Genomic DNA, 11,654 nt, shown 5'->3' on the forward strand with positions numbered 1-11,654 from the left:
AAAGAAATTATAAAATTTTAGATAAAAATTCAGCTGTGTATCCAACATGTCATTTAGCAACTTCTTCAGGACTTCCAGATGCAACTATTCTACCACCTTTAACTCCGCCGTCAGGACCTAAATCAATTAAATAATCACAGTTTTTAATCACATCTAAATTATGCTCAATCACAATTACTGAATCACCTTTATCAACAATGCGATCTAAAATTTCAATTAATTTCTTAACATCATGAATGTGTAATCCAGTTGTTGGTTCATCTAAAACATATAATGTTTTACCTGTAGGTTTGCGTTGTAAATAGGTTGCTAATTTAACTCTTTGTGCTTCTCCACCTGATAAAGTTGTAGACATTTGCCCAAGTTTGATATAACCTAATCCAACATCTAATAAAAATTGAAGTTTTTCACTAATTTTTTTATGATTTTTGAAAAATTCAAAAGCTGCTTCCACACTCATTTCTAAAATATCATTAATATTTTTATCACGGTATTTGATTTCAAGTGTTTCACGGTTGTAGCGTTTGGCATCACATTGGTCACAAGGGATGTAAACATCTGGTAAAAAATGCATTTCTATTTTCAAATAACCATCACCAGAACATTTTTCGCAGCGACCCCCATTGGTATTGAAACTAAAAGTTCCTTTATTATAACCTCTAGCACGAGCTTCTGCAACATTAGCAAATACATCTCGGATGTCATCAAAAACACCTGTGTATGTAGCAGGATTAGATCTAGGAGTTCGTCCAATCGGGCTTTGTGAAATAGGTACAACTTTATCAATATTAATAAGTCCTTTAATGGTATCAAACTTAGCTTTTCGTTGCGCACTTCCTTCGGTTAAACCTCGCATATGTTGAATTCCTGCAACTAAAATATCATTAACTAATGTACTTTTCCCGCTGCCTGATACACCTGTTATCCCTACTAGCATCCCAAGGGGAATTTTAACATCAATATTTTTTAGATTGTTCTCACGAGCACCTTTGATTTCAATAAAATTTTGATTACCAGATCGACGCTTTTTAGGTATCTTGATTTGATATTCACCTGATAAATATTTACCAGTAATTGATTCAGGTGAATTAATAATATTCTCTAAATTACCAAAAGCTACTATTTTTCCACCATGTTCACCGGCTTGCGGGCCAATATCAACTATATAATCAGCAGCAAAGATGGTTTCTTCATCGTGTTCAACAACTATTAAAGTGTTACCTAAATCAACCATATTTTTCAATGTTTGAATTAGTTTTTGATTATCTTTTTGGTGCAATCCAATTGAAGGTTCATCTAAAACATATAAAACTCCTGATAAATTTGATCCGATTTGGGTAGCTAAACGAATCCGTTGTGCTTCACCTCCTGACAAACTTTCTGCGCTACGGTCAAGGGTTAAATATTCTAAACCTACATTCTTTAAAAATGATAATCGATCGATAATTTCTTTAAAAATTAGATTTGAAATTGAAAGTTGATGCTCACTAAGTTTTAATTGTACTTCTTCGATTTTTTCAAGCAATTTTTCAATTGACATTTTTATATAATCAAAAATATTCAACTTATCTATTTTTACTGCTAATGCATGCTGATTTAAACGGGCTCCTTTACATAATGAACAAGCAAAGGTTCCCATATATTTTTTTAAATAATCACGACGATTTTCAGAAGTTGTATTGTAATAATGATTTTCAATTAAGGTTATAATTCCTGCAATTTTATCGCGACGGCGATATTTATTCCCTGATGATGAAATCAATACATAATCTATTTCATCATTTTGCGAACCGTATAAAATTCGCTTCATTTGCTCATCGTTCATCTCATCAATTGGTAAATTTTTAGGAATATGATAATATTCTAACATTGCATCATATTCTTGTCATTCAAGATTTTGAGTATTTACAGTATTAGCAAAATATTTAATTGCCCCTTGTTCGATTGTTCTTCATTGCTCAGAGATTAACACATCGATATCTGCTTTAAATTCTAAACCTAATCCCTTACAATTTTCACACATCCCATATGGAGCATTGAACGAAAACATTCTTGGTTCTATTTTTGGAACTGAAAAATCCTTATAAATACATGCATATAACTTTGAATAAATATTTACTTGTTTAGTAGTTAAATTCTCTACTCTAACTATCCCACCTGATTTTTCAGTAGCAATATTAATTGCTTCTGAAATTTCATTATACTTTTGCTCACTTACTTCAATTGCTCTAGTAATAACTAAATCAATGTTATGTTTATTGTTCTTATTTAGTTTAATTTCATCTTCAAGTAAATACATATCTCCATCAATTTTTACCCGTGTGTAACCATCATTTTTAAGTTTTTCAAGTAGGTTTTGATGACTTCCTTTTTCACTTTCAACCAATGGAGCATATATTGCAATTTTTTGATCTTGATTATTTAAAAAAATTTGATCAAGAATATCTTTTGAAGTTTGTGAACTTATTTCAATGTTATGATTTGGACAAAAAACCTTACCAATCCTTGCAAAAAGTAATCTAAAGTAATCATATAACTCAGTTACAGTCCCAACAGTTGAACGTGGATTATTATGAACAGTTTTTTGTTCAATTGAAATAGCAGGACTAAGTCCTTCGATTTTATCCACATCAGGTTTTTTTGTTCCACCTAAAAACATTCTAGAATATGAACTTAGCGAATCAACATATCGTCTGCGACCTTCTTCGTAGATGGTATTAAAAGCAAGAGAACTTTTTCCACTTCCACTGAGACCTGTAAAAACTATTAACTTGTTTTTTGGGATTGTTAAATCAATATTTTTTAAATTATTTTCGCGAGCTCCTTTAATCACTAATACATCATCTTTCATATCACCTCTGTAAATATAAATGTTTATAACTATATACCAGTAATAAACATTTTATGCTTTATTATTAGATTTAGGTATATAATCAATTAGGTTTGGATTATAGTGATATCCACGGCCTTCTTTAGCTTGTTTTTTACCATTTAATAAGGTTGCATCAGCAGAAAATGAATTATTTAATTTAAATATACTTTGTCCAACTCCATAAAAATCTACAGGTGCATTTGAAGCTTCAAAATATGCTATTTTAGATGCATTAAATCCAGATGAAACAACAATTTTATAATTGTTAGCACCTACATCATCCAATGCCACACGCAATCTTTTTACTTGTTCAACATTAACACCATAAAAATCTGGGTTATCAGGTTCATTATCAAACATATGATCCTTCATATTCTTAGATGTATCAATCCGAACACCTCAAACCTTATCACCTAATGCATTCCATACTGCTAACGAATCTTTAACAACATCATTATTGTAATCTACTAAAGCGATAATTTTATCGTTTGGAAAACTATGATGAAATGCAAGTGTGGCTGCAACTACATCACCATCAAAATTTTGTATTAAAGCATGAGGCATACTTCCGAAAACACTTTCTTGATTGTTTTTTTGAGCAAATTTCTGCATCGGCGTTGATACAATGTGAATACCTGCAATACCAACTGCATATCCATCGATTGTTTGATTGATAAAATGATCAGCACGATCACCCATAAAAATTATTTCTTTGTTATTAGCAACTTTCTTAATGTTATATGCATTGGTGGCAATCGAAGTATAGCGAGCCAAAATCCCGTCTATCATACCTTCTCAAATTCCAAAATCTTGATAATGTCCTGTAAGTTCTAATACAATCTCTAAATTATTGATTTTGCTACCATCAGGTAAATATTTAATTTTATATTTAGAAGTGTCAGTTTGTTCTTCAAGTAATCTTAAAACTTCTTGCATTCCTGCTAAAATACTATCATCTCGACGCTGAAAAAACTGTAGTGTAATAATATTTTTTGGATTATGCTGCTTAATAACCTCTTGGGTTTTATTAAAATAGCTTGCAACATAATCGGTTGCTTTATCATCCTTTTTATTTTTCATTTTTTTCTTCCTGCATAACTGCTTTACGTTGCTCTATTGCTCAATTCTTTCTTTAGTTTTAATAAAGTAAACTGGAGGTAAGGCTTTTTGTCCTGGTTGTAAGATTCTCAATACTTTTCTAAGGATAAAACCAACAGCAGGCGCTGAAAAGAAAGATAGAGAAATCATTATTAATATTAAAATAGATTTTAAATATAAATTATCTCCACTATAACCTAGTGGATGTCAGAAACTGATAACTGAATAAATTGCTATCCCACGATCTAATTCGGTATTGTATATCTTTGGAATAATATAATTTTCTTCATTAGTTTGTGCTACTATACTAGGTAAAAAGTCATGTTGACTAAGATTTTTAAATTTATAACCAAATGTATATATAAAAATAACAAAAATCAAATATGTAACTGGGTAAATCGAAAAACTTCATATAACACGAGTACTTACACGAATTCTTTTTCTTTCTCAAAAAAGAGTAATTATACCAAAGAACGGGGCAATCGCATGTCATACTAAAGTTCGATAAAAATCATTATCTGTATCATTTCCACCGATGCTAGAATCGACTATATAACCAAACCAAAAAGCTGATACAACTATGATAATATAAACTATTCCAGAAAAATAAAATTTTTGCATTTTACGGGATTTTTTAAAAAACGGAAAGATTAAAATCGTAATCGCCATTAAAACATTTGACATAAAAGTAAATCAATAAGTTGTTCCTCCTCACAATAATAGCACTGCATTAGGAAGCAAACTACGATATACTTCACGTTGCATATTTGGATTTGAATCTGCTATTTCTTTGATTTTCCTAAGTAAATCTGGATTTTGATTATATACTTTTCAAGTTTCATAACTTTTATCTGCTCAGTTTCATAAAATAATTGAAATATATAAAAGAATAAGATTGACTCCTATAATAAAGGTTGCTCAATCTTTGGAATCGAAATGTTTATAAGTATAATAAAACTTTCTAAAACCTTTTTCCATATATTTCCTTTTATTTAACTGATGATACATAAGATAAACTTTTAATATTATTTTATGTAAAACTAATAAAATCCCCTTAAAATTAATTGAATATTTTTGGGTTTAATATCAATTAAAGATTTTATAGCAATTTTTAACTGGTTACTGATATTTTTAAATAATGTATTTAATGATTTTCGCGATGTTTCCTTTACCTTTACTTCAAGGAATATCATTAGATTTGTATGATTTTCTTCAAATACTAAATTAGGTTTACCAACAACTTTAATTTCTTTAAAATCTGACATTGTAAGTTTTATAATATCTAAAAAAGCACCCTCTTTAACAACATAAATTTGATCTGAATTAAAGGGAACATTAATATAATTTGACATAATTACTCTTTTGATTTACCAGAATATTTACCTGTTTCAGTTGAGATAATAATAATATCACCTTCTTTAATAAACATCGGTGTTTCTAGTTCATAACCTGTTTCAACAATCACTTTTTTTTGTGGATTTGTAGTGGTATTACCTTTCACAGCATCTGGTGCTGATGTAACTTGTAAAGTTACATTAACAGGTAGTTCGATATCTAAAACCTCGTTTTCAAACATACGAATTTGAACTTCCTTTCCTTCTTTTAAAAAGTTCATTTCTCAAGTAACTTTATCAAGTGAAATTTCAATTTGCTCATATGTTTCTTTGTCCATTAAAATAATATTTTCACCATCTGAATAAAGATAATCCATTTTTCTTTTATCGATGTGAGCCGGTTTTACCTTGTCTCCACCTGTATAAGATTTTACGGTGGTTGAACCTGTTCTTAGATTTTTTACTTTTGCTTTAACATTTGCTTGTCCACGTCCTTGTTTAGAATGTTGAGCTTCTAAAACAACAAAAATTTCTCCATCATCTTGAAATGTTATTCCAGGCTTAAATTCATTTACATTTATCATATTTCCTCGTTTCTGACTTTTTTTATGTTTTATAAATTATAACTGAAAAAATTTAAATATGCATCCTTTTTATCTCATAACAAATAAAATCATATTTGTTATTTTGAAGAATTTATATATAGTCTTATCATACGAAAACATATTAACCATTTACTTCTATAAATAACATTACAAAAAAATTAAGAATTTATTATGATTTTTTTTGCTCTTATATAAAATATAAAAATATGAAAAGCAAAAATATTTTAATTCAAAAATTAGCTATTAAAAACATCTTAAGCAATTTTTGTGATTTAGAATATCCGTCTTTATCTTACAGTATCGAAGAATACTGTGAGAATCTTTTCGATACCGTCTCCCTGCTGCTTATTTAAATCAATAAGAAAGGAGATACATGTATATTAATTCAGATAATAATCAATCAAAACAAATTGAAACAACTCGTGAAATTAGTTTGAAAAAAACTAAAAAAGCAAATATGCCAATTATCGAACTTAAAGAAGTTGTTAAAGAGTTCGGTGACAAAACTGTCTTACATAAGATAGATTTACAAATCAAGCGTGGTGAATTTGTTACTATGCTTGGTCCATCTGGTTCAGGAAAAACTACCATCTTAAGACTTATAGGTGGTTTTGAATGAGCAACTCGTGGTGAAATTTTATTTAACGGTTATGATATTAAAGACCTTTCTCCACATAAACGTAATGTTTCAACCATTTTTCAAGATTATGCATTGTTTCCACATTTAAATGTGCAAGGAAACATTGCATATGGTTTGAAATTAAAACGTATTAAAAAAGAAGAAATCAATCAAAAACACATCGATTTACTTAAACATAAAATTGAAGAATGAACCAAAAAAGCTGATGCAAAAATGGATAAAATTGATACACAGCAAGATAAATATATCGAAGCTTTAAAAAAGATACCAGCAGATACATCGCAATATAATCGCATCCAAAATTGGTTGGATGATTTAGATTTTAAATATTCTTATTGAGAGAATTATGTTGCTCAAAAGAAGGAAGCATTTGAAAATAGATATTTCAAACGTAAGATGACTGCTAGTGAAATGGATGAAAAAATTGAAAAAATCATCGAATTAGTTGGTTTAAAAGGTAATGAAACTAAAGCAATTTCTGAGTTATCAGGTGGAATGAAGCAACGTGTTGCTCTAGCTCGTAGTTTAGTTATTGAACCTGAAATTTTGCTGCTTGATGAACCTTTATCTGCTCTGGATGCTAAAATCCGTAAAAAGATGCAGGAGTTACTAAGAAGTGTACAACAAGAATTAGGACTCACTTTCATCTTTGTAACCCATGACCAATCTGAAGCACTTGAACTTTCTGATCGCATTGCTGTAATGCGCGATGGAATAATCGAACAATATGATACACCTAAAAACATATATGACTACCCTGTAAATATATGAGTTGCTAGATTTGTTGGAGATTCAAATATTTTTGATGCTAAATTTTTACCTAACGGGAATGTAAAATTGTTAGGTAGAGAATTCAAAACTATCCATGATATCGAAGAATTCGGAAGTGAAAACACCCTCGATGCATTAATTAGACCTGAAGATATAGATATAACAAGTAATCCAACATCGATGAGCGGAAAAATACCAAGTTATGTAAAAGATATTTCCTACCGAGGAAGTTATTATTATTTAACAGTTGAAACAGAAGATGAAGATATTTTATATGTTGAAACAGCCAAAAAATTCGACATTGATGAAAAAGTATATTTAAGTTGAACAATTGATACCATTCATTTGATGAAAAAAGATCCAAAGTGAGATTATACAACTAATGTTTTCAAAAATTAAACAAACATTCACTTTTGACAAAAAAGCCTGGTTATTCTTACCTTACTTATTAATTGCAATTTTCTTAATTGTATTACCTGTATTAATGATTGTTATCAGTGCTTTTTCAGCAACCAATAATGAATCTTTTGATGCAGCAGTGTTGCTTAAAGATCTTAACACTTGAAACATTATTGGTCGTTCATTATGAATAGGAATTGTTTCTGCCTTCTTATGCTTAATCATCGGTTTTCCATATGCTTATTTTATTTCAACATCTAAATCAAAAATCTTTAAACTTTTTGCATTAAGTTTAATGATTAGTCCGATGGCAATTTTTACCATTGCTCGAATTTACTCAATTAAAGGTTTAGCATTAGCTATTTTTCATACAAATCCTAAAACACTCAATAGTGAACTTTTTATAATCTTTGGTCTTACCTATTTAAACCTACCTCTAATGGTTTTACCTTTATATACAGTATTTAAAGATATGCCAAAAAATATTATTGAAGCAAGTAATGATTTAGGATACAATAATATTCAAACAATGTTTAAAGTTATCGTTCCATATGGAACTAAAGCTATATTAAGTGGTTTAGCAATTATTTTCTTGGCTAGTGCAACAACCTTTGTAATTAGTGCAAAATTACTTCCAGATGGTTCACAACACCAACTTATCGGAGATTTAATCAACTCAAAACTAAATCCTGGTAATAAATATGATCTAAGTAGTGGTTCTGCACTTGTTATAGTGGTTTCCGCTATCTTCATCGGTGTATATTCGTTATTTATATTTATACCAAAACTCATTTTTAAATTTAAAAAAGGAGCACACTATGAATAAATTTACTGAATTTTTAAGACGTAGTTATATTTATATTATTTTAGCAATTATTTATGTTCCTTTAATAACAGGTGTAGTATTTAGTTTTAATCAAAAAACACCAAAAGGTGAGTTTAATCCAACTTGAACTAAAGGTGTTTTTGAAAACTGGGTAACCTTATTTGATAACGGACGTGGGCTTGCTTTATTAAACACAATTTTATTAGCAATTATTGTTTCAACATTAGTTGTTATTATAAGTTTAATTACCGTTTATGCTCTCTATCGACAAAAAAATCGTTTAATGCGTTCTACTTTGACAGCAACATCAAATATCCCACTTATCAATCCTGATAACATTACTGCTTTAGGTCTTGTATTAGTGTTTTCATTGTTTTTTGGTATTGTTGCAGTTGATTCAGAAGGTTTTGGTAGATTGATAGTAGCACATACAATTATGGCATTACCTTATGGAATTTCTTTAATGCTACCACGTAGTGAAAAATTTAACAATAACCTCTTCGAAGCATCGCAGGATTTAGGTTACTCAAAAACTCGTGCATGATTTAAAACCTACCTTGTTTATATGATTCCATCAATTATTACAGTTATTTTAGTTTCAAGTGTTCTTAGTTTTGATGACTTTATCATCACACGCACTGTATCAAATGCAAGTACTTTAGGTACAAAATTATATGAGGGTGCATTTGAACCATGGGGATTGGTTATCGGTTCAATCGTTTTATTTATTACTATTTTAGGAAACATTGGTTATGCAATTTACAAAACCAAGAAAAAGGGATAAATGAAACTAAATAAGAAACTTTTATTAGCATCAACTATCACAATAGCTGCAATTTCAGGTTTCTCAGCAGTTTTAGCATCAAAAGTCGAAAATCAATTTAAACCAAGTTTTTATAACTATAAATCATATATGTCTGATGCTAATATTGCTCAACTTGCACATACATTTGATTATAAAGAATTCGATGAAATTAATCAATTTAGTAATGCATTAATTAATAACAAAGCAGTTGCTGGAATTGGTTCAGAATTTTTAGCAGTAGAGCTTGCTAAAAAACAACTTATCGGTAAGCTCAATTACTCGATTTTCTTCAACTTACCACAGTATTCTAATTACTTAGAATATCAACCATTAAAACATCAATTGGATGATCTTAAAAAACAACTCATCAAAAATCCAAATAACCAAAATTTAAAAGATACATACAATGATGTTTTAATTAAATATCAAGATGCACAAAAATCATACATTCAAATTAAAAATTATGTTCGCTTATCGATGCGTCCAGAGATATGAGAACATTTAAATCGTTACGATTTAAGCAAAAAAGGTGATAACAACAGCGATGAATCATTATGAGAATACTTTTATCCATATTATTCACAAGATATGGTAGTTGCATATAATATTCATAAAATTAATAAAGAAAAGCTAAATAAGAATGCCTTTGATGAAGATTCAGGAATTGACTTTAGCAAATATGCTGATAAATTTATCACACCTAACAAAAGCAGTATAAAAGACCCATATGCATTAATTAATATTTTAAAGACATTAAAAGTTAATGGTTATCAAGACTGAGAAATCACCGATGCAATTCGTGATAATATGCTGTATGGTTCTGCTTACTGACCACTACCTGATGGTGGTCGCACTTTAGACAAATTTACTGGTGCAGTAGTAAAAGATGATTCTTCGACTAATACACAACCATATAAAATTCTTATCGATTCATTTGCAGACTTAATTAAAGACGGGACTGGTTTTGATGTTCGCAATGCAAAACATATAAGTTTAAAAGGTGATGGATTAGAAATAGCAAATGATTTAATCAATAAAAAACGTCCCGATGTAACATCTGCAATTATGTATAACGGGGATGCAATTGATGCATATTATAGTGAAGATAACTTTCCAGATGTTCCTGATGGATCAATTCGTGCTGTTAAACCACACCAAAACATTCTTTTAGTTGATGGTATAGTTATTTCATCACATATTCCAAAAGAATTAAGCAATGAATATCAAAAAGCTATTTCTCAAGGTTATTATTCATATCTTAACGATATCGGTAGTAGGTATGATAAACTCGTTAACCAAAAAATGATATCTACTTTTAATGAAAACACATCTGATACAGAGATTGCTAAAGCACAAAATTTAGTTACTGAAGAATATGTAGCTAATGTATGAAAGGATTTAAAAACCCTAGAGTTAGGCAAAATTGATTCTTCAGATATAAAAACTAGTGATATTAATACATTTATAAATTCTTTATACAATGAAATTAACTTAGCATCAAAACAAAACGCTGAAAAATTCAATGAATTTTATAAACTAAGAGATGACTACGATCAAGGTAACGATGTAGATCAAGAGCAAAGAATCTCATATGTCCCACATCTTTTAGAAAATTATCTTAGTAAAAATTATTCAGAATTTATAAATAAATTTTCGCAATTAGCACAAAAATCACAAACTGATTTGTTTACTATTTCAAAAGAAGAATTTATTAATAAAGTTTCAAAAACAATAAGTGATAAAATTCTTGCTACTTATGTTTATTCAGTTGTAAACAATGATCTTTCAGATGAAGATACATCTGAAACAATTAAAGGATTATTTGATGATGCTTTAAAAGAAACAAATGAAAAAAGTGATAATGAAAAACAAGAAATATGAACCGAATTTATAACAAGTTTTATTGCTAAAATGCTGGCATATGTTAATATATCAGATAAAGAATATTTGGCAAAACATCTTAATTTAGAAAATTTTGATTATGTTAATTATGATCCGGTGGTTATCACAGACTATGAGGTAGTGCTTAGAAATTATTTTAATGATAAATACGAAGGTCAGGACTTTAATTTAATAAATATTTATGAAATTAAAAACACTGATGGGATGATTCACGAAGCAATCCAACCTGTTGATGATAAAACCTTAAGTCAAATTACAACTTACTATTTTTCAAAAGTAAAATCTTAAAATCAGGGGAACCTGATTTTTTTTACTGAAAATAATTTCATACAAAAGAGTATAATTAACCTGCATTTCCCACTTAAGTGGGATTTTTTATTTGATTATTTAACTCTCTTATAT

The 11,654-nt window shown here is 29.1% G+C and carries 9 protein-coding genes; 4 read left to right on the plus strand and 5 right to left on the minus strand.

Annotated features, from left to right (window positions below):
• Positions 1-7: 7 nt before the first annotated feature.
• The 5 genes from uvrA to efp all read right to left on the minus strand — a co-directional run bounded on the left by uvrA (position 8) and on the right by efp (position 5,888).
• A complete protein-coding gene (uvrA, locus tag ACXYRN_RS01285; RefSeq protein ID WP_458607373.1) occupies positions 8-2,851 on the minus strand; it encodes an excinuclease ABC subunit UvrA in 2,844 nt (947 codons plus the stop codon).
• 51 nt (positions 2,852-2,902) lie between these two features.
• Positions 2,903-3,970: a nicotinate phosphoribosyltransferase gene (locus tag ACXYRN_RS01290; RefSeq protein WP_458607377.1), complete on the minus strand. Its 1,068-nt coding sequence runs from the start codon at positions 3,968-3,970 to the stop codon at positions 2,903-2,905.
• Positions 3,971-3,985: 15 nt separating this feature from the next.
• Positions 3,986-4,948 (minus strand): MAGa3780 family membrane protein, encoded by a 963-nt coding sequence (locus ACXYRN_RS01295; protein WP_458607374.1) that lies wholly within the window; start codon positions 4,946-4,948, stop codon positions 3,986-3,988.
• A gap of 62 nt (positions 4,949-5,010) precedes the next feature.
• Positions 5,011-5,322 (minus strand): MMB_0454 family protein, encoded by a 312-nt coding sequence (locus ACXYRN_RS01300; protein WP_458597319.1) that lies wholly within the window; start codon positions 5,320-5,322, stop codon positions 5,011-5,013.
• A gap of 2 nt (positions 5,323-5,324) precedes the next feature.
• Positions 5,325-5,888, minus strand: coding sequence for an elongation factor P (gene efp, locus ACXYRN_RS01305; protein ID WP_458607375.1), 564 nt, complete (start codon positions 5,886-5,888; stop codon positions 5,325-5,327).
• Positions 5,889-6,282: 394 nt separating this feature from the next.
• On the opposite strand from efp, the gene ACXYRN_RS01310 reads away from it, so the two are divergent.
• Genes ACXYRN_RS01310 through ACXYRN_RS01325 form a run of 4 tightly spaced genes read left to right on the plus strand, consistent with a single transcriptional unit; the run spans position 6,283 to position 11,540 of the window.
• Positions 6,283-7,719: an ABC transporter ATP-binding protein gene (locus ACXYRN_RS01310; protein ID WP_435130417.1), complete on the plus strand. Its 1,437-nt coding sequence runs from the start codon at positions 6,283-6,285 to the stop codon at positions 7,717-7,719.
• Positions 7,703-8,545 (plus strand): ABC transporter permease, encoded by an 843-nt coding sequence (locus tag ACXYRN_RS01315; RefSeq protein WP_435130416.1) that lies wholly within the window; start codon positions 7,703-7,705, stop codon positions 8,543-8,545. The genes ACXYRN_RS01310 and ACXYRN_RS01315 overlap by 17 nt, the downstream gene beginning before the upstream one ends.
• Entirely contained in the window at positions 8,538-9,329 is a 792-nt protein-coding gene (locus ACXYRN_RS01320) for an ABC transporter permease (RefSeq protein WP_458597317.1), read from the plus strand. Before ACXYRN_RS01315 ends, ACXYRN_RS01320 begins: the two co-directional genes overlap by 8 nt.
• Positions 9,330-11,540: a type 2 periplasmic-binding domain-containing protein gene (locus ACXYRN_RS01325; protein ID WP_458607376.1), complete on the plus strand. Its 2,211-nt coding sequence runs from the start codon at positions 9,330-9,332 to the stop codon at positions 11,538-11,540.
• Positions 11,541-11,654 lie beyond the last annotated feature (114 nt).

This window comes from Mycoplasma sp. 4423, assembly GCF_054353855.1.